This is a genomic window from Niveispirillum lacus (assembly GCF_002251795.1).
Lineage (GTDB): Bacteria > Pseudomonadota > Alphaproteobacteria > Azospirillales > Azospirillaceae > Niveispirillum > Niveispirillum lacus.
This window is the reverse complement of record NZ_NOXU01000029.1, coordinates 198195-220288: the sequence shown is the minus strand read 5'-3', so window position 1 is coordinate 220288 and position 22094 is coordinate 198195. Positions and strand designations below refer to the sequence as shown.

Annotated in this window: 19 protein-coding genes; 3 read left to right on the top strand and 16 right to left on the bottom strand. The window is 63.0% G+C overall.

Annotation, left to right across the window (positions count from 1 at the left end; genetic code table 11):
* Position 1: 1 nt before the first annotated feature.
* The 6 genes from bchZ to CHU95_RS12475 form a co-directional block, all read right to left on the bottom strand.
* Positions 2-1444: a chlorophyllide a reductase subunit Z gene (gene bchZ / locus CHU95_RS12500; RefSeq protein ID WP_094456668.1), complete on the bottom strand. Its 1443-nt coding sequence runs from the start codon at positions 1442-1444 to the stop codon at positions 2-4.
* The gene (gene bchY / locus CHU95_RS12495; RefSeq protein WP_094456667.1) at positions 1438-3018 is read right to left on the bottom strand and encodes a chlorophyllide a reductase subunit Y; all 1581 of its coding nucleotides are present in this window, start codon (positions 3016-3018) and stop codon (positions 1438-1440) included. Before bchY ends, bchZ begins: the two co-directional genes overlap by 7 nt.
* A 13-nt stretch (positions 3019-3031) precedes the next feature.
* Positions 3032-4042, bottom strand: a complete 1011-nt coding sequence (locus CHU95_RS12490) for a chlorophyllide a reductase iron protein subunit X (protein ID WP_245838197.1) — start codon at positions 4040-4042, stop codon at positions 3032-3034.
* The gene (bchC, locus tag CHU95_RS12485; RefSeq protein ID WP_094456666.1) at positions 4039-4977 is read right to left on the bottom strand and encodes a chlorophyll synthesis pathway protein BchC; all 939 of its coding nucleotides are present in this window, start codon (positions 4975-4977) and stop codon (positions 4039-4041) included. The genes CHU95_RS12490 and bchC overlap by 4 nt, the downstream gene beginning before the upstream one ends.
* A 109-nt stretch (positions 4978-5086) precedes the next feature.
* The gene (locus CHU95_RS12480; protein ID WP_207762478.1) at positions 5087-6250 is read right to left on the bottom strand and encodes a methyltransferase; all 1164 of its coding nucleotides are present in this window, start codon (positions 6248-6250) and stop codon (positions 5087-5089) included.
* 7 nt (positions 6251-6257) lie between these two features.
* Positions 6258-7127 carry a polyprenyl synthetase family protein gene (locus tag CHU95_RS12475; protein ID WP_094456665.1) on the bottom strand — a complete coding sequence of 290 codons (870 nt, stop codon included), beginning with the start codon at positions 7125-7127 and terminating at the stop codon, positions 6258-6260.
* A 102-nt stretch (positions 7128-7229) separates the two neighbouring features.
* On the opposite strand from CHU95_RS12475, the gene crtD reads away from it, so the two are divergent.
* A complete protein-coding gene (crtD, locus tag CHU95_RS12470) occupies positions 7230-8813 on the top strand; it encodes a 1-hydroxycarotenoid 3,4-desaturase CrtD (protein WP_094456664.1) in 1584 nt (527 codons plus the stop codon).
* Positions 8814-8935: 122 nt separating this feature from the next.
* Positions 8936-9688, top strand: coding sequence for a carotenoid 1,2-hydratase (locus CHU95_RS12465; protein WP_245838194.1), 753 nt, complete (start codon positions 8936-8938; stop codon positions 9686-9688).
* 42 nt (positions 9689-9730) lie between these two features.
* Here the strand turns inward: CHU95_RS12465 and CHU95_RS22450 are convergent, their stop codons facing one another.
* The 10 genes from CHU95_RS22450 to CHU95_RS12420 form a co-directional block, all read right to left on the bottom strand.
* Entirely contained in the window at positions 9731-9889 is a 159-nt protein-coding gene (locus CHU95_RS22450) for a hypothetical protein (protein ID WP_165772143.1), read from the bottom strand.
* Positions 9882-11072, bottom strand: a complete 1191-nt coding sequence (locus tag CHU95_RS12460) for a phytoene/squalene synthase family protein (RefSeq protein WP_245838192.1) — start codon at positions 11070-11072, stop codon at positions 9882-9884. The genes CHU95_RS22450 and CHU95_RS12460 overlap by 8 nt, the downstream gene beginning before the upstream one ends.
* Positions 11069-12631 (bottom strand): phytoene desaturase, encoded by a 1563-nt coding sequence (locus CHU95_RS12455; protein ID WP_342744727.1) that lies wholly within the window; start codon positions 12629-12631, stop codon positions 11069-11071. Before CHU95_RS12455 ends, CHU95_RS12460 begins: the two co-directional genes overlap by 4 nt.
* The gene (gene bchO, locus CHU95_RS12450) at positions 12628-13533 is read right to left on the bottom strand and encodes an alpha/beta fold hydrolase BchO (protein ID WP_094456662.1); all 906 of its coding nucleotides are present in this window, start codon (positions 13531-13533) and stop codon (positions 12628-12630) included. The genes CHU95_RS12455 and bchO overlap by 4 nt, the downstream gene beginning before the upstream one ends.
* A complete protein-coding gene (locus CHU95_RS12445; RefSeq protein ID WP_165772142.1) occupies positions 13530-15362 on the bottom strand; it encodes a VWA domain-containing protein in 1833 nt (610 codons plus the stop codon). Before CHU95_RS12445 ends, bchO begins: the two co-directional genes overlap by 4 nt.
* A complete protein-coding gene (gene bchI / locus CHU95_RS12440) occupies positions 15349-16383 on the bottom strand; it encodes a magnesium chelatase ATPase subunit I (protein ID WP_094456660.1) in 1035 nt (344 codons plus the stop codon). The genes CHU95_RS12445 and bchI overlap by 14 nt, the downstream gene beginning before the upstream one ends.
* Before the next feature lie 115 nt (positions 16384-16498).
* A complete protein-coding gene (locus CHU95_RS12435; RefSeq protein WP_094456659.1) occupies positions 16499-17584 on the bottom strand; it encodes an ABC transporter ATP-binding protein in 1086 nt (361 codons plus the stop codon).
* A 4-nt stretch (positions 17585-17588) separates the two neighbouring features.
* Positions 17589-18428, bottom strand: a complete 840-nt coding sequence (locus CHU95_RS12430; RefSeq protein WP_094456658.1) for a carbohydrate ABC transporter permease — start codon at positions 18426-18428, stop codon at positions 17589-17591.
* A 3-nt stretch (positions 18429-18431) separates the two neighbouring features.
* Positions 18432-19301 (bottom strand): carbohydrate ABC transporter permease, encoded by an 870-nt coding sequence (locus CHU95_RS12425; RefSeq protein WP_094456657.1) that lies wholly within the window; start codon positions 19299-19301, stop codon positions 18432-18434.
* A 37-nt stretch (positions 19302-19338) separates the two neighbouring features.
* A complete protein-coding gene (locus CHU95_RS12420) occupies positions 19339-20544 on the bottom strand; it encodes an ABC transporter substrate-binding protein (protein ID WP_165772141.1) in 1206 nt (401 codons plus the stop codon).
* Between the two features lie 204 nt (positions 20545-20748).
* Between CHU95_RS12420 and CHU95_RS12415 the strand changes: the two genes are divergently transcribed.
* Positions 20749-22089, top strand: coding sequence for a GH1 family beta-glucosidase (locus CHU95_RS12415; RefSeq protein ID WP_245838191.1), 1341 nt, complete (start codon positions 20749-20751; stop codon positions 22087-22089).
* Positions 22090-22094 lie beyond the last annotated feature (5 nt).

The window sequence follows — 22094 nt, the reverse complement described above, 5'->3', positions numbered from 1 at the left end:
CTCAGGCGTGTACGTTGGCTGCCTCGTCGACATGACGCACCGTGACCTCTGATGCGCCTTCGTGGCGTGCCTCCCGCTCGGCCGCCTCGCGCAGGCGCTTGGCAGCCGAAATGCGAACCAACACTGGTTCTGCGCCGATACGCAGCTCCAGGGCGGCCTGGGCCTCATGTGACCAGGGCACCGTGCTGCCGCTGCGCGTGGTTGTCGGCTCGATCCTGTCCAACTCGCCTGCACGGGGCAGGATTTCGAACAGCATGTCAAAAAGAGCGTTGCAGACTTCCTGGATTAACCAAGCTGCGCCCGAGTAACCCATGACCGGTGTGCCGATATGGCGGCGGACGATGGCGCCGGGATAGGACAGTTGGATGAACTTGCCCCGTTGCGCGCGTTCGGCCATGTACATGCGTTCGTTGAACGACCCGAACATGATCATCGGTGGTTTGCCGGTCAGCAGATCCTGCACGGCATCATTGTCGGTCTTGATCCCCGGCTTGCGCTGTACCGCGAAGGCACAGGGCAGGCCAATTTCCTCTTCCAGGAAGTTGCGGACACCGCGTGTGTAGGTCTCGCCCGCCACAATGGCAAAGCTGGCCGTCCCGAAGAAATCCTGGGTGACCGAGCGCCAGAGATCCCAAAGCGGCTTCAGGGTCGTGTGCTTTTCCCGCTTGATGAACGGCTCCGGGTCCAGACCCAGTATCTCGCCCAACTCGCGCAGGAACGCGGTGGTGGAGTGAATGCCGATCGGCGCTTGCAGGTAGGGACGGTCAAGGCTTTCGCACAACAGACGCCCGAATTCCCGATAAAGGCAGATATTGGCGTCGGCATCGGCCAGTTTGCGCACATCATCAACGTGGCTGCCCAGGGGAAAGACCATATTGATCTCTGCCCCCAGCCCCTCGACCAGACGACGGATCTCAGCCAGATCCGAGGGCATATTGTAAGTGCCGTAGATCGGGCCGATGATATTGACGCGTGGTTTGGCGCCGTCCGGGCGCCGGCGCGGGGCAGGGACCTTGCCGCCCTTCGGTCCGAATTCCGTCCACAGCCATTTCAAGGCGCGGTCGGCACTTTGCCACTGATCCTCATCGATGGTCCGCGGCAGGAACCGGACAATGTTCGACCCTTCCGGCGTCACGCCGCCGCCGATCATCTCCGCAATGGAGCCGGTGACGACGACAGCCGGCAGGTTGGGATCGAGTGCCAGCCGCGCCCGCTTCATCGCCCCTTCGGTACCATGGCGGCCCAGCTCATCCTCAGACAGGCCGCTGACCACAATCGGCAGCTCATGTGGGGGCAGGGCGTCGGTATAGTGCAGCACGGAGGTGACGGGCAGATTTTCGCAGCCCACCGGGCCGTCGATGATCACTTGCAGCCCCTTGATCGCCGTAAAGGCGTAGACGCTGCCCCAGTAGCCACCGGCTCTATCATGGTCGAGGATCAGCATCCGACGCTATCTCCGTTCTCGACCGCATTACGCGATTGGTTGACCCGCGCGCCGTATTTGCGGCGGAACGCGCTGCGATCCTGCGGAACGTCTTCCCAGATGCCGGCGGCATCACCCGTTCCCACACCGTCAAAAAAGGCGTTCATGGCATCGAAGCGATGTTTGTTGGCAATCGCCCCGTTAATGACCGAGGGCAAGGACCCCGGCCCGGCTGGACCCATCAGGGGGCGGGCGGAGATCAGGTTGGTGAAGTAGAGGGCGGGTGTTCCCGCTTCCTTCGCCTTCTGCACCACGGGCGTGGTGCCAATGGCAAGGTCGGGCTTGAACTCCAGTAATGCAGCCAGATCCTGCTCCAAGGAGGCGCGGAAACGGACGATGACGCCCTTGGCGGCCAGCCATTCCGCATCTTCGGTATTGTAGGGTGTCTTGGGGCAGGCCGTGCCGACATAGCGCAGGTCAGCACCCAGTTCGACCAGCAAGCGTCCCACCAGCAGTTCGGAACCTTCATAGCCCGACAGCGTGATGCGGCCCTTGATCCGGTTGGCGGCCAGCCCGGCGCTGATGGCACCGCGCATCGCGTTGCGGGTCTGGTCGATCCGGGCTTGGCCCACACCGCAGCGCTGCCCGATGGCAGACAGCCAAGCATCGGTACCGTCCAGCCCGATGGGGGCCGACCCCACGATGGGCCGTCCGGCGGCTGCAAATTCACGGAAAGTGGCCGTATAGAAGGGGTGTATGGCAGCCACGACGGCACAATCCAACGCCCCATAGAGATCACGCCATTCGCGCACGGGGATGGTTGGCCCCACGGCCAGCCCCATCGGTTCCAGCATGCTACCGATGACCACGGGGTCGGCGGGGAACATTTCCCCGACCAGCGTTACGGTCGGCTTGTCCTTCAGCCCCGCCCGCGGCATCTGCACTGGTCCGGCTTCCGCTTCCTGGCGTGCATAGGCCAGCATGGCGCCCGACAGGACGTCCTTGGCTTCCGCATGCGTGGGCACACCAAAGCCCGGCACGTCAATACCGATGATCCGGACCCCGTCAATCTCTTTCGGCAGCATCTTCAGCGGCACACCAGAGGCCGTGGGGACGCAGAGATTGGTGACGATGACGGCATCAAACCGGCCGGGATCCGCCATCAGATGCACGGCCTCAACGATATCCTCATACAGCTTGCCGGTGACCAGCGTTTCAGAGCTGAACGGCACATAACCGACGGAGCGTTTGGCGCCGTAGAAATGCGACGTGAAGGTCAGGCCATAGACGCAGCAGGCCGATCCCGACAGGATGGTGCCCACCCGGCGCATCCGCAGCCCCACCCGCAGCGACCCGAAGGCGGGGCACATGGATTGCGGCTGGTCATGCGGCCCCTTGGGGTAATCCCGTTCCAGCCGGTCCATCACCTCATCATTACCGGCCGCACGGGCCGCGGCACGCGACAGTTCGACGCCACCATGGCACCCGGCTGCGGCCGGCTGCACACCGTCCGCCGTGAAGCCCGCGCCCACGTCCCCCGTCAGGGGCGTTTCGCTGTTAGCTTCCCGTATGAAGTCCAAAGGTTGGTCGTCCATGGTTGCGTGCCCCTCAGACCCGGTCGTAGATGACTTCGAGCGAGGCGCGTTTCAGCGCGCCCGCAGGGCACATGTCTTCCGGCGTCGCCGGCTCTAGCTGGAAAGTGCCGCCGGTCTGGCTGGCATCAAACAGACCCAGCAGGCCGTCCTGGTCCAGTGGGCGCGGCAGCACCGGCGGGGCTTCCGCCAGATTGATCGACAGCGCCTCAAACAGCGGCCCCCAGCGGTTATCCGGGGTGCCAATGATCTGATAATTGGCGCTCTTGCGGCGGATATCCTCATCCTGCGGGATGGAGGCCAGCACCGGGATGCCAACCGCATCAGCAAAGGCCTGGGCCTCACCGGTTCCGTCATCCTTGTTGATGACCAGCCCTGCCACCCCGACATTGCCGCCCAGATTGCGGAAATACTTCACTGCCGAGCAGACATTGTTGGCGACATACAGCGACTGGAGATCGTTGGAGCCGACCACCACGACCTTTTGGCACATGTCGCGGGCAATCGGCAGGCCGAAGCCGCCGCAGACCACGTCGCCTAGGAAATCCAGCAGGACAAAATCGAAGTCCCATTCATGGAAGCCCAGCTTCTCTAAGGTTTCAAACCCGTGGATGATGCCGCGACCGCCGCAGCCACGGCCCACTTCCGGGCCACCCAACTCCATGGCGAAGACGCCGTCCCGCTTGAAGCAAACATCGGAGATGGACACTTCCTGGCCCGCGTCTTTGCGGCGCGACGCCGTCTGAATGATCGTGGGGCAGGCGCGCCCGCCAAACAGCAACGAAGTCGTATCGCTTTTCGGATCGCACCCGATCAGCAACACTTTCTTGCCCAATTGCGCCAGCATGTAGGACAGATTGGCGAGCGTGAAACTCTTGCCAATCCCGCCTTTGCCATAAATGGCAATGATCTGGGTTTCCTTGGTGACCTTGCCGACATGCGGCGCGTCAGGTTCGATGGCCGCCTCCTCACGCAGGCGCCTGTTCATGGTCTTCGGGCTGCTGCGGACGTCGAGATCAAGGCTCATGCGGCTATCCTCCAGTCGATCACCATTTTCAGGCAGCCGAGGTCGTTGAACGCGGTGGGATAGGCGGATGACGCCTGGGCCGGTGTGGCCCGGTGCGTCAGCAACCCATCGAGGGACAGGCGCCCGGTCTCTGCCAGGCGAATAACGGCGGCAACATCCTCCGGGCGGAATTCCGCCGCGATGGACAAGGTCAGTTCCCGCATGAAGGCCGGTGCAAAGGCGTAACCGACACGCTCTCCATAGAACCCGGCGAGGATCAGTTCTGCCGGTTTGTTCAGCCGTGTGATGATCCCGTCAATCGCACTGGCATCACCACTGGCATCAATGGCCGTGCCATAACGAGTATCGCCATCCTCTGCCGGATCGGTTACGCGGTAACCCGACGCACCCGTTCGACGGGCCGCAGCGGTTTCCCAGACAACCGGCGCTGCAAAGCCAAGGGCCATCACCAATCGGGCAATCAGGCGCCCCAACACACCATGACCCACCACCAGACCAACCGGGCCCTGCGCCCGCTTGATTGCATGGTGGGCCGTGGCGGCCAGCGCCAGCAGGACCCCGTTTTCATTCAGTGCCGCACCAATCTCAAAGACCCGGGCGCCGGGTACGATCAGGTGTGATGCATTCGCCCCGAACAGACCGGCTGCGTTTTCGTAACAGCTCGCCCCAGGAACAAAGACCATCGCCCCGACCCGCTGGCCGGAATCCGGTCCAGCCTGGATCACACGGCCGACCGTTTCGTAACCAGGAACCAGCGGATAATTCATGCCGGGAAAACGGGGCATCGTGCCCTGAAACAGCATTTTCTCGGTGCCGGTGGAAACACCGCTGGCAACGGTTTCGACGACCACATCGGCGGGGCCGGGATCGTGGAGAGCCAGCCGCCGTACGGCGACTTCTCCCGGTCTCTCGAACACGATTGCCGCCGCGTACATCCTGTCGCCTCCCCAAGGCATCGCTGCTGATTACGCATGTGTCATATTAAGTTGACACCTCACACTGTCAATCAACATTTACACATTTTAGGCGCGCAGGCCGGCATCGTCAGCGTGTCGCGATCACCAGGGTGGCGATCAACGGGGTGGCTGTGGCCACAGTGCGCACCTTCTTGAACCCCGCTGCCGACAGCAAACTGGCTATTTCCTGTGCATTTCGGCAGCGTCCCGACCCCATCGCCAGGAAGTAAAGGCTGAAATAAGCAGCACTGAGCCGGGCGCCTTCTGTCTTGCCATCCATCGCCTCGGCAACGATCAGCGTGGTCCCGCTCCGAAGGGAACGGTGAAGGTTGGCAAGAATGGCTGCGACCCGCGAATCATCATGGTCGCAGAGAATGCGGACCAAGGTGACGCAGTCGGCATCATCGGGCAGGGGATCGCGCGTGAAATCCCCGCCATGGACCCAGGTCCGGTCGCTTAATCCCAACGACTCCAGATGGCGGTTCGCCCGCGGCGCGACCGCCGGCAGATCAAACAGCCGCAGCGCCAGGTCAGGATACCGGTTGGCGGCGGCAGCCAGAAAGGCGCCATCACCCCCGCCAACATCCAGAAGGACCCGCACTCCACTGAAATCATGGGCAGCAAGGATGCAATCGGCCATCATGGCCTGACTTTCCCGCATCAACAGGGAATATCCATCAACCTCCGCCGGTTTTGGGCCAGTGCCGCTCATGTCACGGACATAGGCCCAGTATTCCCGTAATTCGGTCGCGGTGACGGCACCACGCAGCAGTTGGTCTGGTTCGGCAAGGTCGCGGTAAAGCATGGCATGGTGCATGACCATCGCGCTCAGGCCGCGGTCACTTGCCAGAACGACACCTGCATCATCCAGGACCCAAAGATCGGGTGCCGCCTCCACCAGCAGCCCCAGCGCCGCATTGGCACGCAGGAAAATGCGCAATCGCGTGTCCGGAATGCCCGTGTGGCTGGCCAGGGACTCGGTCGTCGCGGGTGTATCCACCAGCGCCGCATAAAGCCCCAGCCGTACACCGGCCAGCATCACCTGGGAGAAGATAAACCCACCGGTGAGGCGGAACAGATCATTGGCTTTGCGATTGCCGATTGCGCGCAGCAGCGGCACCCGTGCGACCAGCCGGCGAAAGGCGGGTGACGCAATCATCCGGTTGCGCCACAGCCGCAGGCGTAAGGCCAGCGGCGGGCTTGCCCGCATGGGCAATCTGTTGATCGGGCTGTTGGCGGACGGCACGGTCATGCCGATGTCAAGCCGCGCTGACAGACAGCGTCGTCGGCATCAGCCGGGTCGCTTCGTTGCGGATCATCGCGCGGAATGCATCGCGTCCCACACAGTCTGGAACACTTTCGGCGGCGGTCTCCACCAGCGTGCGAAGACGCACGAGCGCGCCGGGAATACCCAATGACAGGGCGATGTTGGGTTTACCGTTGCGCCCATCCTGGCCAGCCGGCTTGCCCATGCTGCCGGCCAGGCCGACTGCATCATAAAGATCATCAGCGACCTGATAGGCCGAACCCAACGCATCGGCCAGGGTCAGCCACTCCTGTGGGTTGCCGCCCGACGCCAGTGCCCCGGCAGAGACTGCGCCGGCAAAGAGCGAGGCCGTCTTGGCACGGTGGTACTGGGTAATGTCGATTTCGGGTTCACTTTCCCAGGCCTGTCCTGCGACCAGCCCATAGGGCGAACCGACAGCCTTGGCAATCGTCGCCACCAGGGGGGCGGTCAGTCGTGGCGCGTGCATCGTTTCCCGCGCCACTGTTTCAAACGCCGCGACGATCAGGCCATCGCCGACAAGCAGGGCGATATCCTCTCCGAACTCGGCATGCACGGATGTCTGTCCGCGGCGCGTTGCGGCATCGTCGAAGCAGGGCATGTCGTCATGCACAAGCGAAGCACAATGCAGCAGTTCAATGGCCACTGCCACCGCGTTGGCAGCCTGTGGGTCCTGATCACCACAGGCGGTGGCCACGGCCAGACACAGGCGTGGCCTGATACGGGCACCGCCGGGAAAAACGGCATGGCGAAGCCCTTTTGACAGTTTTGGCGGGCAGCCATTGGCAGTGGACAGCCGCAGGGCGAGCTGCAGACCAGTTTCGATGCGCTCGGGCAAATCCATGGGGCCGTCTCCTCACACGCAAATGTCAATGCCATTTGACGGAAAAAAGTGTAAACATAGATTGACACACAGTCGGCAAATGTCAATCCGTGAGGGACGCGCGTGCGCAGCGGAACCGAAGATGACGTGGTGATCGTGGGGGCCGGGATGGGCGGCCTGTCGGCTGCTCTGGTGTTGGCCAGCGCCGGATACAAGGTTGTTGTGATTGAGGCGGCACCGGGGCCGGGTGGCAAGCTGCGGCAGGTAACAGCAGCGGGCCAGACCTTCGACGCTGGTCCTACTGTTCTGACCATGAAATGGGTGTTTGATGCGCTGCTGGATCGGTGCGGCACATCGCTGGCCGCCGAAGTCAGCCTGACCCGGTCTGACCTCCTGGCCCGGCATTACTGGCAGGGCGGGGCGCGGCTGGACCTGTTTGCTGATGTTGAAAGGAATATCGACGCTATCGGGGACTTTGCCGGGCCCCGCGAAGCCAGCGGCTTCCAGCGTTTCGCCGCAGATAGCGCCCGTATCTATCAGCTACTGGAGCGTAGCTTTATTGATGCATCCCGGCCTAACCCGCTGTCATTATCCGCTCGGATCGGGCTGCACCGGCCGGACGCCCTGCTGGCGTTAAAACCCTTTAGCAGCTTATGGTCCGCGCTTTCAGGCTATTTCCGAGACCCGCGCATCAGGCAGTTATTTGGGCGTTATGCCACCTATTGTGGTTCATCACCCTATTTGGCACCGGCGACGCTGATGCTGGTCGCCCATGTCGAACAATCGGGCGTGTGGATGGTGGACGGCGGCATGCATATGTTGGCCCGACGCCTGATGGCGGTTGCCGAACGGTTGGGGGTGGAGTTCAGATTCGGTGAACGCATCACCGCCATCGACAAGGATGGTTCAGGCCGTGCCGTGACCGGTGTCACCACAGATCAGCAGTACCAGGTGAAGGCAGGATCAATCATCTTTAACGGTGATGCTGCGGCACTTGCCGCGCTGCTGCGCGCAAACGGACCACCTCGCCGCCGGGGATCGGCGCAGCGGTCCTTATCGGCGCTTGTTGCCTGCGGACCGGCGTCCCCCGGCGGGGTACCGCTGGCGCATCACACCGTGTTTTTCTCCAATGATTATGCGGCGGAGTTTGACGCCATCCTGCGCCATCGACGTCCGCCTGAAGATCCAACCGTTTACCTATGCGCCCAGGACCGCACCGATACCGGCATTGTCCGACCGCCATCCGTCAGCGGTGCGGGGGAGCGGCTATACAGCCTGATCAACATGCCGGCGGATGGCGATATCCACGCCTATTCGGAAAGCGAGATCGACCGATGTCTGTCTTCGATGGAACACCGCCTTGCCAGCAACGGGCTGATCCTGCCACTAGACCGTCGCACATTATCCATAACGGGTCCGGACGGGTTCAACCGTTTGTTTCCGTCGACGGGCGGGGCCCTTTACGGCATGGCATCCCACGGCGCGATGGCGTCATTCTGGCGTCCATCAGCGCGGGGGCCGCTGCGGGGGCTTTATCTGGCGGGGGGCAGCGTGCATCCGGGGCCAGGCGTGCCGATGGCGGCCCTGTCGGGCAAAATCGCGGCGGAGCGGTTGATGGCGGACCGGGCTTCGATCGGCCGGTCCCGGCCGGTGGCTACCACTGGTGGTATGCCGATGCGGTCAGCGATTGCGGACAATTTGCGCTGACCATCATTGCCTTTGTCGGCTCTGTCTTCTCGCCCTATTACCATTGGTCGGGCCGTCAGCACCCGGAAAACCACGTTGCCTTCAATGTCGCCTTCTATGGTCCCGAAGGTGCCTTCTGGTGCATGACCGAACGGGGATGCCGCAGCCTGGAACGTGGCCCTTCCCATGTGCAGATAGGTGCCAGCAGCATGGCCATGCAGGCGGGTCGCTTGGTGATTACCTTTGATGAACTGGCGTTGCCCTGGCCCGGCCAGCGTCTGCTGCCCGGCCGCGTGGCGGGTCACGTCGAATTGACACCAGAAATAGTCAGCGATGGTTTTGTAGACCTGGATGCGGCCGGTCGGCACGTCTGGTCACCCCGGATGCCACGGGCAAGTGTGACGGTAAATTGCAGTGCTTTGCCCGGCGGTGGCTGGCGGGGGCGGGCCTATCACGACATGAATTACGGCGATCGGCCGATTGAGCAGGATTTTATTGGCTGGGACTGGGCGCGCGGCAGCGCCGGGGCTGAAGGCGATACTGTGATCCTGTATGATGCCATCCCGCGTACCGGTCTGCCCCGGCGGCTGGCTCTGCGCTACAGCGGCTCGCCAACGCCCGAGATCATGGATCTGCCTGCGCGGCAGGATCTGCCCGGCGGGTTCTGGGGTGTGCGCAGTGGGGTTGCCTGTGACCCGTCTATGGCACCAGCGCTGGTCAAACGTCTGGAAGACTCGCCCTTCTACACAAGGGCGTGCATAGAAACCACGCTGGCGGGTCAGCGGCTGGAAATGGTGCATGAAACATTGGATTGCCGCCGTCTGGCACAGCCCCTTGTCCGCCTGATGCTGCCGTTTCGCATGCCGCGTCGGCAATCCTGGGGCCGATCCCCCTGAATCGCCGTCGATGGGTTCTCGTGTCAGGAGAAGCGACCGGGACTAGTCGTGTCGCGGTTCGGCCTTGGCCCGTTTCGCCTCACGTTCAGCGCGGTCCTGTTCTTCATAGCGGCGCAGATCGCGGCGCTGCCAGATGTAAAAGGCGATGGCGAGGCCGAAGACCATCCCCGCTTCGATCAATCCGAAGTAATGTTCAGCCAAGGCCCGCCACCTTCTGCCAGCGTTGCAGGCGTTGTGTGCGCCTGTCCTCCTTCTGACGCCGTTGCATATCCAACAGGATTGCGGTCACCCTGTCCAGGCGCGATCCCGTGCGCACCAGGGCAGCGCGTTGGCTCTCCGCTGCTGCAAAGGCATCAGCAGCCACCGTAACCAGCCGGGCGACGGCGGGGTCGGGCGGCGCGGTCGCCGCCTTGGCTGCGATAGCAACCGGCAGCGCCAGGGGACGGGCGGCGCCCAGGACCAGCGCCAACTTGCGCGGTAATGTGGTCCGTGCCCGTTGGGTAATACTGTCAAACCCGTTGCGGGCGATGCTGCGGCCGATATCCTGATAGGTAAGGGCAGCCGTGCGAATAGCGTGGCGACAGCCCGCTGGCAAACGCGCAATTCCCGCATGGCCGAGCATATAGTGCCGATCGGCCTCCGCCAGCAACCGTTCCACGACCTGTCCCAGGGCAGGTGTGAAAATGGGTCTGGCCAGAAAGGCTTGTGCATCGACCCCCGCTTCGCGCAACCAGTCCAATGGCAGATACAGCCGACCATTGCGCGCATCCTCACCCACATCCCTGGCAATGTTGGTGAGTTGCATGGCCAACCCCAGATCGGCTGCCCGCGCCAGGGTCCAGGCGTCGCCCGATCGCATGACCAGCGACATCATCAGCCCGACGGTTGACGCTACGCGGGCCGCGTATTGTTTCACCTCGGCGATGGTGCGGTAGCGGCGATCCACCATGTCCATGGCGAACCCGTCCAGTAGGGCAAGGGGGATGTGTTTGGGGATCGCATGGTCCCGGATGATCCGCCCAAAAGCGCGGTCGCAGGCATGGTCGCAGGGCACGCCGTTGTAGATCCGGTCCAGCCGTTGCCGTAGCCGGTACAACGCATCGGGGCGGCGCCCTTGATCATCGATCAGGTCATCGGAATGGCGACAGAAAGCGTATAGCGCATGGGCAGCCTGTCGCGTGGCGCGTGGCAGCAGCAGCGAAGCCAAATGGAAGGATTTCGACCCGCGACGGATGGAGGCGGTACAGGCATCCAGGTCAATAATATCCCCGGTAAAACCATAATTTGCCTCGGCCGGCCGTCGGTGACCGGCCCGGTCTGACGGCAGGGGAGCGGACGCCATGTCTGCGTCGCCATGGTCATTGGCAGGTATCCGATCTTTCACGGTGACGATCTCCCCCCGCTTCTGGCGGTGAAGGTAGTGGCCGCTGGCACCAAGCCGTCAACAATCCGTGCCGATGATAACACGCCGGGCAATCCGGCCCCCGGATGTGTACCGGCACCGCACAGGAACAGGTTATCCAGTTCCTCGCTGCGGTTATGCGGGCGAAACCAAGCACTTTGCAGCAGTTTAGGTTCCAACGCGAAGGCGGCGCCCTGCCAGGAGAGTAACCGGTCACGAAAATCGAGCGGTGTAGAAACTTTTGATACCACCACATGCCGTTCAAGGTCGGGCAGCAGGGTGCTTGCCAGATGGGACGCGATCCGCTGCCGATAGGTTTCAGCCATGGCCTGCCAGTCGGTGCTACCCGCCAGATTGGGAACCGGGCTGAGAACATAGAAGGCGTCGCCACCGGCAGGGGCCACATTGGGGTCTACGGCGCTGGGCCGGTGCAGATACAGGCTGAAATCATCGGCCAGTTGCTGACGCCCGAAAATGTCGGACAAAAGGCCCTTGTAGCGGGGCCCGAACAGCATCGTGTGATGATACACATCGTCATACCGTCTGTTCGTGCCGAAATACCAGACAAACAGCCCCATTGAATAATCGCCCCGTGCGATCTTCGCGTCGGTCCAGCGTTTGCGGGGGTGATGGCGCAACAGCTTGCCATAGGTAGTCGCTGGATCCCCGTTGGAGATTACAATGTCGGCGGCAAGAACCTCTCCATTGGTCAAACGGACACCTGTGGCCCGGCGACCTTGTGTCTGGATGGTCTCCACCGTTTGGCCCAGGCGAATGACACCGCCATTGCGCCTGACAAGGTTGGCGATGCCCTGGACGAGGGCGTTGGTCCCGCCCATCGCATAATGCACGCCATACCGTCCCTCCAGATGCGCGATCAGGCAGTAAAACGAGGTGGCGGTGAAAGGGTTGCCACCGATCAGCAGTGGATGGAACGAAAAGATGGTCCGCAACCGTTCATTCTTGAAATGTTTGGCGACCACCGAATAGACGGAACGATAGCCACCCAGCCGCACCAGCCGGGCCAACACGCTGGCCGTCAGCGTCAGGCTGTGGAAGGGCTGGTCGGCAAGCTGCTCAAACGCCACCTCATAAATGCGGCGGCTTTCCTCCATGAAGCTGCGATAACCGCGCACATCGCCGCGGTCAAAGCGCGCGACCTCCGCTTCCATCGCGACCCTGTCGCCGGAATAGTTGAACCAGGCCCCGTCATCGAAGCGGATCTTGTAGAATGGGGTGCAGGGCAACAACTGCACATCATCGGCCAGCCGACCACCGCAGTCGCGCCACAGATCTTCAAACATCCAGGGAGCGGTGATGATTGTGGGGCCGGCATCAAAGACAAATCCATCTTGGCGGTGGGCATATGCCCGGCCGCCGGGCGCGTCCAGCGGGTCGATGATGGTGACGCCATAGCCACGCGCGGCCAGCAGCGCTCCTGCCGACAGCCCGCCGACGCCGGCCCCGATCACGATGGCCTGGGGCCGCGATGGATCGGGGGACTGCCGGTCATTGTGGGAAAGCGGGGTGATCATATTCATGCAGCGTCCACCCGTCCCTGTGGCCGCGACTTCACCGCGTCCCTGATGATGTCAGCGATCAGTTCTGCGCGGCATTCATGCAAAAGATGTCCCCCGCGATCGACCAGCGAAACCTGCGCGCCGCGTGCGACCCCTGCCGCATGACGGGTATCGGCACAGGGGACCATCGGGTCATCCTTTGCCGCAATCAGGACGGGAGGCACCGGAAGTGCCGCCAATGCCACATCAAACCGGCTTAAATTCCAGGCCGCCATCATGCCCAGGGCCCCGCGCACATGGCCTGACGCCGTGAACAGCCGCCGGTACAGAATGGCCCCAGCATTGTCGATGGGTGAACCGGTGGCGGTCAGCAAATTGTCCCCAAACCACCCGCCACGGGCGACCAGGGATAAAAGACTGGCCGACAGGGGGGCGGCGAACAGTGCCTTTGCCAGCGGAGAAAAGATCCGATCGCCCCGGATGGGCCGAAAGGCCCCGTTGATCGCCACAATCAACGGGGCCCTTACCGGGGAAGCGGCCCCCCCCAGGGACACGGCGATGGCGGCACCAGCCGAATGGCCAATGATGGCTGTTGGGTTGATCCCCAGCGCTGCCATCAGCGCCGCGATGGCGGCGGTCATACCGGTCAGCGACAGGTCCGACCTGCGTTGTGGTTGGCTGAAAGCGTGGCAGGGCAGATCAGGGGCCACCACCCGATAGGTGTTTGACAACAACGGCAGCAGATGGCGCCAGGAGTGGCTGGAGGCCCCGGTTCCATGCAGTAGCAGCAGGACAGGCGCTTCCGCTGGTCCCATTTCCTGCACATGCCAGCGCAGCCCCGCTGTTTCCACAAAGCGGCTGGAGGACCGGTGTGGCCAGTCTTGCCCATCCTTGTTCCAGTCCAGCCAGCTTGTCCCTGTCATGATGGCGGGCCTCCATGCATAGAGGCACGGACAATCTCTGACATGTGGGCGGCGTTGGCCTGACGCAGCAGGTGAAGGTCCGCCCCCAGCAGTCTGGCCAAACTGGTCACGCTGTCGCGCGGCCGCCGCGCAATGTCGATGCAGATGGATTTTAAGCCATGGACCCGATAAAGGCGGGCAATGGTTTCCGTCTGGCGGCCAGCCAGTGCCCGGTCGGCGGTGCCGTCCAGCGCAATGTTGCCGCTGCCATCGGTCATCACCACCACGACCGGCGTACTGCCCCGCCGCCGCGCCGCCAGGGCCATTTCCAGCCCGCGCTCCAGCCCCGAGGCCAGCGGTGTCGGCCCCCCGCCGGGCAGGGCAGACAGTTTTCGCTTGGCGGCTACCAGCGACCGGGTTGGCTGCATCAGGATTTCTGCCGCCTTTCCCCGGAACGCGATCAGCGACACCTCGTCCCGTCGGACATAACAACTGGCCAGTAACTGTTCTATCGCACCCTTTGTTTCCCCCAGACGTTCGAGGGCCGTAGAGCCGGAGGCATCGACCACAAAGATGGCGGTAGAGGGCTGCTGGTGCCGCAGTCGCCGATATCGGAAATCTTCCTTGCGGACCAGAAGGTGGCCAGCCCTTTCCCCGGTCTGACCCTGCAGCAATTGTGTACGCAACCGTTGCCAGGGAGCGGCGGCGCGCAAGGTTTCAACCAGATCGGGTCGTGCATCGGGAAAAGGTGGGCTATTGCTGCTGCCGTAGGGACGCCCGCGCCTGGCGTTGCGGGCATTTGCCCCCCCTTTGCCAGACCGGTTTCCCTGTCGTGCCGCCCGGTTGCCGACATTCAGTGTCAGCCCTTCGACATGTCCCATCTCAACCGCTGCCAGCAGTTCGGTCAGATTGTCGAAGCTGGGCGGCACGCCATCCTCATTCCCGTCACCGCCCGTTTCCGGTTCCGATGGCGGTGGGGTGGGGGGGGAAGGGGCGGCCTGCGCCTGTTCTTGTTCTTCGGTTCGCGGCTGGCTTTGCGTCAGATGGACGCCCAGGCACAGGCGCAACGCTGCCAGCGCATCGTTTTCATCCGCGGCCTCCCGGCCATGGATAAAGGCATGCAGTCGGATGACTTTGGTCAGGTGGTGGAGGATACGCAGCGATCCGTGACCAGTGGCGGTCGTGATGGCGCATACCTGTTCCAGCAGGTGATCATCCAGCCTGACCCGGCGCCACGCGTTGTCCGGCAGCAGCGCTGCTCCCGACGCGGGCACCGGCGGCATAATCGTATGCAGCAGAACACCGTCCAGACTGACATGCAGGCCCAGCCGGTCGGCAAGGCAGGTCGGGAGCTTTTCCTCCGGCTCCGCAGCTTCGTCCAGTGCAATGACTGCAAAATGGCTGGGTTGGGCTGGTGTGGCGGCCACCGGCCGCAAGCTGGGGCAGGTCCCCGAATCCATTGCCTCTGTGATCATTGCGGCGGCACCGCTGTCCAGGCGTTCTGCCATCGGAACAACCAGGAACCCCCCATCGGTGGCGGCAAGAATGCCATGGTCCCAATGGATACGCCCGGCAGCCGTGGAGCGGCCAATATCCAGATGTCCGCATAGGCTTGTGGCGGTAGCACCCGGAGGCAGGCGTGTGACCGGTATGCCGGGGGTAATCGACCAGAGATAATTCAGGAAATGGTCGCGGATGCCACAGGCCCGCGCCGTCAACCACAAACCGCCGATAGCTGGGCCGGCAATGGCCAGGATCTGGGCGGCCGTCACTGCGTCGCGCCAACGATCGTCGCTTTGCTGCCGCAGGGCCATGAATGGCCCATCATTGTCGCTCTCACGCATGGCCATGACCGGCATCCAGGGCCGCCAAGGCCCGTTCGATGCGCGGTGCCGTCCCGGCCTCGTCCATCGGATCACGGCGCAGACGGTGACAGAGAACCATGGGCGCGATGTCTTCGATATCGGTCCAGCTTACAGCGGTGCGGCCATCCAGTGCTGCCGATGCTCGCCCAGCCCGCATCAAGGTCAGTTCGCCGCGCATTCCATCAATGCCCAGACGCATGCATAATTGCGACAGACGGAACAGGATGGCATCCGGCACATCCACCTGTTTCAGTATCTTTCGGGCCGCAACCACCCGGCTGCGGATGGCGGCATCGCGTTTGGACCAAGTAGCGACAAACGCATCAGGATCGGTTTCATAGGCGTCGCGGCGGCGAATGACCTCGATCCGTTGTTTCAGGTCCATGATTGTCCGCACCTCCACCGCCAGGCCGAAACGGTCCAGCAACTGCGGCCGCAGATCGCCTTCTTCCGGATTGCCGCTGCCGACCAGCACGAACCGTGCAGCATGGCGGATGCTCAACCCCTCCCGCTCCACCACATTGACCCCTGAGGCAGCGGCATCAAGCAGCAGGTCGACAAGGTGATCCTCCAGAAGGTTCACCTCATCAATGTAAAGAAAACCGCGATTGGCGGCGGCCAGCAACCCCGGTTCGAAAGCCCGTTCGCCGGCAACCAGCGCCTTTTCAATATCCAGCGACCCACAGACCCGGTCTTCGGTTGCACCCAGCGGAAGATCGACCATGGGAGTGCGTATCTTGATCGCCGCCGGCCGCTCCGCCAGTGGTGCGCTGCAGCGTGTGCAGGAGGGTTGCGGGTCCCCAGGCAGACAATTGTAACGACAGCCGGTGCGTGTCTCGATCTTCGGCAGCAGTTCGGCCAAGGCCCGAACGGCGGTCGATTTTCCGGTGCCGCGATCGCCCATGATCAGCACACCGCCCAGCGTCGGTTCAACCGCCGCCAGCAGAAGCGCCTTTTTCATATCCTCCTGGCCGACGATGGCAGCGAATGGAAACGGCATGGGCATGGGTCGCGCTTCCCCCTCGGAGTGTCAACTTATATTGACACTGCTCCGGGGCTTTATGAAGCAGAAATTGACACCTTCGTCACGAAATCGCTGATGCCCCGATCCCACCTGCCAGTCAATTCAGGCGTTGACCGTCGGCGACATCGAACAGGCTAGCCGCCTTTCCATCCAGTTCCAGGGCTACTTTCTGGCCCGGCGAGGGAGCCTGTCCTGGAGACATCCGGGATGTCACTTCCTGACCAGCGAGGCGGATGCGTACATAAAGGTCAGGGCCGGTCGGCTCCGTCATCACAACATGACCCGGACAGGTGCCGACATCGTCCGCCGCTGCCAATCCAATATGCTCTGGCCGCAGGCCCAGTACGACCTTCTGTCCCACCTGTAACCCCCGACTGGCCCACAGGCCCGGCAGGGGCAGCAGATTTTCCTTCAGACGCAGGGCGGGGCCGTCACTAAGCAGGGCCAGTTCACCTTCCAGGAAGTTCATGGTGGGCGCACCCACGAAGCCGGCCACGAAGCGATTGGCGGGCTTCGCGTACACCACCTCTGGTCGGTCGCATTGCTGCACGCGGCCCTTGTCCATCACCACGATGCGGCTGGCAAAGGTCATGGCCTCCACCTGATCATGGGTGACATAGAGTGTGGTGCGGCGCCCGCGTTCATGCAGGCGCTTAAGCTCCACCCGCATGTCGGCCCGCAGCTTGGCATCCAGGTTCGACAGGGGTTCGTCCAGCAAGAACACCTGCGGTTCGCGCACCAGGGCGCGGCCGATGGCCACCCGCTGCTGCTGCCCGCCCGACAGTTGCGCGGGCTTGCGGTCCAGCAGATGTTCGATCTGCAGCAGCTTGGCCACGTCCGCCACCTTCGCCGCGATCTCTGCCGTTGACAGGCCCTGCATCTTCAGCGCGAAACCCATGTTCCGGCGCACGGACATGGTGGGGTAGAGCGCGTAGGATTGGAACACCATGGCGATGTCGCGCTGGTCGGGTTCCAGGTCCGTCACGTCGCGGTCGCCGAAATGGATGCGCCCGCCCGTCGGTTGCTCCAGCCCCGCCACGATGTTCAGCAGCGTGGACTTGCCACAGCCCGACGGGCCCAGCAGCACCAGGAACTCCCCCGGTTCGATAGTCAGGTCGATCTGTTCCAGGACCTTGGTGGCCCCAAAGCTTTTGGCGATGCCTTGTAAATGTACGCGCTGCATCCGCTTATCCCTTCACAGCCCCGGCCGCGATCCCGCGCACGAACAGGCGTCCGGACAGGAGATAGACCAGGATGGTGGGCAAGGCGGCGATCATGGTCGCCGCCATGTTGACATTGTATTCCTGCTGCCCGAACTGTGATCCGGCCAGCACGTTCAGCGCCACCGTCACCGGCTGCTGCCCTGGCCCCGCAAAGGTCAGGCCCAGGATGAAATCGTTCCAGATATAGGTGAATTGCAGCACCAGGGCGACGGCACAGACCGGCAGCGACAAGGGCAGCATCACATGCCAGAAGGTGGCCAGGAACCCCGCCCCGTCAATGCGCGCCGCCTTCAGCAGGTCGCGCGGCACCGACAGGAAGAAATTGCGGAACAGCAGCGTGACGAAGGCCAGACCCCAGACTGTATGGGCAAAGACCAGCCCGCCGAGCGTGCCAAACAGGCCCATTTCGCGCACCAGCACAATCATGGGATACAGCGTCACCTGCGGCGGGATGAACAGGCCGATCAGCAAGGCTGCGAACAGCATATCCACCCATCTGGCCGTGCGCAGGCTGAGTGCGTAACCAGTCAGTGCGCCCAGGGCCAGAGAGCAGAACAGGGCCGGCAGCACGATGGCAAAGGAATTGGCAAACCAGACCGACAGGCCCCGGCAGGTGCCGGAAATGCAGGCCCCACCCCAGGCCTTGGTCCAGGCGGCCAAGGTCGGGTCCTGCGGCAGGGCAAACAGGCTGCCATGATTGATCTCGTCCAGCGGCTTCAATGAGGTCGACAGCATGACCAGCAGCGGAAACAGCACCATCAGGGCCGCGATGGACAGCATCAGGTAAAGGGGCAAGCGGCGCATGGATCAGCCCCCCTTCTTCTGCCGGATTTCGGCATAGAGATAGGGGCCGACGACCGCCGCGATGGTGGCCAGCATCATGCAGGCACCCGCCGCCCCCAGCCCCAGTTCCTGCCGGTTCAGAATATGCTCCATCACGAACCGGGCTGGCAGGTCGGACGAGAAACCGGGGCCGCCGCCCGTCAGCGCCACAACCAGATCGAAGGATTTCACGACCAGGGAGAAGAGCAGGATGGCGGCGGTGAAGAAGACAGGCCGAAGCATCGGCGTGATAATGGACGCATAGACCCGCCAGATGGGGATGCCATCGACCTTTGCCGCCTTCCAGATATTGGGGTCCACCCCGCGCAATCCCGCCAGGAACAGGGCCATGCACAGGCCCGATTGCTGCCAGATGCCTGCCAGCACCACCGTGTAGATGGAGCGGTCGGCGCGAACCAGCCAGTTAAAGGCGAACTCCTCCCACCCCAGACCGCGCACCGCCTGCTGTATGCCAAGGCCGGGGTTCAGCATCCATTGCCAGATAATGCCCGTAACCACGAAGGACATGGAGAGCGGCAGCATGAAAATGGTGCGGTACACCCCCTCCGCCCGCACGCCCCGGTCGATCAGGATGGCCAGCAGATAGCCGACCGCCAGGCAACCGGTGATGAACAGGATGCCATAGAGTGCCATATTGCCCATCGCCGTCCACCAGCGGGCCGACGCGAACAACCGTTCATACTGAAGCAGCCCGACGAAATCCCAACTGGGCAGCAATTGCGAGCTGGTCAGGGAGATGGCGAAGGTCCAGGCGATGAACAAATAGAAGCAGACGAAGGTGATCAACCCCGCTGGCAGCAGGGCGAGCGTGGGTGCCCGGTGCGATGGTTTCATCCCTGCCTGCCTCCCTTGTTGTTGTCGGCCATCCGGTTCAGCGGAAGGCCAGGATGGATTTGCGCAGCAATTCCTGACCCTGTTCGGGCGTCAGGCGCGGATCGTTCCAGAAATGCGAAATGGCATCGTCAACCGCCCCCGCCATGCCCCCTGACAGCCCCATGCCCGTGGAGGCCAGGTTGGTTGCCGGGTCGCGGACCAGGGCCATTGCCTGTTTCGCGCAGATATCAAAGCCATCATCGGGCACGTCGGTACGCACGGGGATCGACCCCTTGGCCCGGTTCAGCCCGGCCTGAACCGCAGGGTCCATCATGACCGACACGAAGCGCTTCTGCGCCTCTGCCGTCGCCCGATCGCGCGGTCGGGTGAAGGCGAAGGCGTCCACCACCATGATGTAAGCCGGGTCGGGAGCGGGGGCCAGGGCGCAGCCGATCTGTACCCCCGGTTCCATCCCCGCCGCCTTGATATCGCCCTTGGCCCAATCGCCCATGAACTGAAACGCCGCATCGCCACGCATCAACATGGCCGTCGCCTGGTTCCAGCGCCGTCCAGGGCTGCCCTCATCGACAAAGGGGCGCAGGCCGGCGAAGGTGCGGAACACCGCCAGCATGGTAGGGGAGGACAGCGCGGCCTCATCCAGCGCCTCATAAACACGGCGGTAGAAATCCCGCCCGCCGACGCCCAATAAGACCGCGTTGAACAGCAGCCGCTCCTGCCAGGGCTGTCCGCCCAGCGCAATCGGGGTCTTGCCCATGGTCTTCAACTTGGCCGCCGCCGCGATGAAGGCATCCCAGGTGCGCGGCACTGCCAGCCCGGCTTGGTTCAGCAGGGCCCTATTGTAGAACATCCAGTTCTCGCCATGGATGTTCAGGGGTGCGGCCATGTACTGGCCCTGGTACCGGGCCGAGCGGGCCAGCAGCGGCGGCAGGACACGGTCCCATTCGTCGCCGGCACCAGGGGCGCCGATCACCAGCCCATGGCTGGACAGTTCCGTCAGTTGTGCCCCCAGCGAGAACAGAAAGACCGGCGGCGGCTTGCCGCCCAGGATGCGGTTGACGGCGGCGGCGCGCGCCGCCGACCCACCGGGCACCGGCGCGTCGCGCCAGACCCCACCCTGATCCCGATATGCCTGACGCACCACCGACAGCGAGGCCGATTCCCCGCCCGAGGTCAGCCAATGCATCACCTCCAGCTCCTGCGCCGCTGATGCGGTGCCCATAAAGGCGAGGCAGGCGATGGCCATGGCCTTTGCGGCGGTGCCGGATCTATTGAGCCTGCCCCTCATTGCACTGCACAATCCAAAACGTTTCGATTTATGCCGAGTATGGTCACGAAGCGGCTAATGTCAAACCCAGAAAATTTGGATTATTCTCTGTTTATCACTGGACCGTGATTTTTCGAAACGTTACGATTTTTGTCTCTCTCTTTCCAATGGCGAATGTTGGCAATGATGCGGTTTCCGGACGGGTTCAGGTGGGGTGTCTCCACCTCCAGCTATCAGATCGAAGGCGGGGCGCCCGATGACGGGCGCGGGCCCAGCATCTGGGACACCTATTGCGCCAGCCCCGGCCGGGTGGCCAATGGCGATACCGGTACTGTCGCCTGTGACCATTATCATCGCTGGGAGGAAGATCTGGACCTGATCCGGACTCTGGGCGCGCAACAATACCGCTTCTCCATCATGTGGGGGCGGGTGCTGCCGGACGGGACGGGGGTGACCAATCCCAAGGGTCTGGATTTCTATGACCGGCTGGTCGATGGCATGCTGGAACGCGGGCTGGAGCCCTGGCCCTGCCTTTATCATTGGGACTTGCCGCAGGCCTTGCAGGACCGGGGTGGCTGGGTCAACCGCGACAGTGCCGGCTGGTTTGCCGATTACACGGCACTGATGGTGCGCCGGCTGGGTGACCGGGCGCGGACCTGGGTCACCTTCAACGAACCATCTGTCTGTGCCTGGGTCGGGAATGAGGAAGGGCGGCATGCGCCCGGATTGACTGACCCACGCGCCGCCGTGCGCGTGGCCCATCACCTGAACCTCGCCCATGGACGGGCCGTGGGAGTGGTGCGCGATCTGGCGCCCGGCGTCCCGGTCGGTTTCGTCCTGCCGGTCCATACCGGCCGCCCCCTGCCGCAATTTGCCGAGCGTGACGCACATCTGGTGGGACTGTTTGAGGATAAGTGGAACGGGGTGTTCTTAGGCCCCGTCCATCTGGGCCGCTATCCCGACAGTGTCCTGGACCGGTTCGCCCCGCATATCCAGCCGGGCGACATGGCTGAGATTAGTCGGCCCGTGGATTACCAGGGTGTGAACCATTATTTCCCGACATATCTGTCACCGGCAGAGGGCACAGCCTGGCCGTTCAAGATTGTGGAGCCGCCGAAATATCTGCGCCGGACGGAGATGAATTGGGGCATTGACGGGCACGCCTTCTATCAGGCGCTCGACGGCTTGCGCCGCGATTATGGCAACCCGCCCGTCTATGTTACGGAAAACGGTGCTGCGTTCCTGGATATTCCCGGCCCCGATGGGCGGATTGATGATCAGGACCGCATCGCCTATTACCGCGACTATCTGGCCGGCATGCACCGGGCGATGACGGAAGGGGCGGACATCAGGGGCTATATGCCCTGGTCGCTGCTGGATAATTTTGAATGGGCGCACGGGTACAACAAGCGCTTCGGTCTGGTGCATGTCGATTATCAGTCCCTGAAGCGTACCCCCAAGGCATCCTTTGATTTCATGCGCCGCGTGATGCATGAGAATGCAGTGCCCATGACGGGTGATTGATCCTA

Bases quoted from the DNA above. Each gene is read 5' to 3' on its own strand.
- bchZ (WP_094456668.1), bottom strand. From the start codon at position 1,444: ATGCTGATCCTCGACCATGATAGAGCCGGTGGCTACTGGGGCAGCGTC.
- bchY (WP_094456667.1), bottom strand. From the start codon at position 3,018: ATGGACGACCAACCTTTGGACTTCATACGGGAAGCTAACAGCGAAACG.
- CHU95_RS12490 (WP_245838197.1), bottom strand. From the start codon at position 4,042: ATGAGCCTTGATCTCGACGTCCGCAGCAGCCCGAAGACCATGAACAGG.
- bchC (WP_094456666.1), bottom strand. From the start codon at position 4,977: ATGTACGCGGCGGCAATCGTGTTCGAGAGACCGGGAGAAGTCGCCGTA.
- CHU95_RS12480 (WP_207762478.1), bottom strand. From the start codon at position 6,250: ATGACCGTGCCGTCCGCCAACAGCCCGATCAACAGATTGCCCATGCGG.
- CHU95_RS12475 (WP_094456665.1), bottom strand. From the start codon at position 7,127: ATGGATTTGCCCGAGCGCATCGAAACTGGTCTGCAGCTCGCCCTGCGG.
- CHU95_RS12465 (WP_245838194.1), top strand. From the start codon at position 8,936: ATGACCGAACGGGGATGCCGCAGCCTGGAACGTGGCCCTTCCCATGTG.
- CHU95_RS12455 (WP_342744727.1), bottom strand. From the start codon at position 12,631: ATGAATATGATCACCCCGCTTTCCCACAATGACCGGCAGTCCCCCGAT.
- bchO (WP_094456662.1), bottom strand. From the start codon at position 13,533: ATGACAGGGACAAGCTGGCTGGACTGGAACAAGGATGGGCAAGACTGG.
- CHU95_RS12445 (WP_165772142.1), bottom strand. From the start codon at position 15,362: ATGGCCATGCGTGAGAGCGACAATGATGGGCCATTCATGGCCCTGCGG.
- bchI (WP_094456660.1), bottom strand. From the start codon at position 16,383: ATGCCCATGCCGTTTCCATTCGCTGCCATCGTCGGCCAGGAGGATATG.
- CHU95_RS12435 (WP_094456659.1), bottom strand. From the start codon at position 17,584: ATGCAGCGCGTACATTTACAAGGCATCGCCAAAAGCTTTGGGGCCACC.
- CHU95_RS12430 (WP_094456658.1), bottom strand. From the start codon at position 18,428: ATGCGCCGCTTGCCCCTTTACCTGATGCTGTCCATCGCGGCCCTGATG.
- CHU95_RS12425 (WP_094456657.1), bottom strand. From the start codon at position 19,301: ATGAAACCATCGCACCGGGCACCCACGCTCGCCCTGCTGCCAGCGGGG.
- CHU95_RS12420 (WP_165772141.1), bottom strand. From the start codon at position 20,544: ATGGCCATCGCCTGCCTCGCCTTTATGGGCACCGCATCAGCGGCGCAG.
- CHU95_RS12415 (WP_245838191.1), top strand. From the start codon at position 20,749: ATGATGCGGTTTCCGGACGGGTTCAGGTGGGGTGTCTCCACCTCCAGC.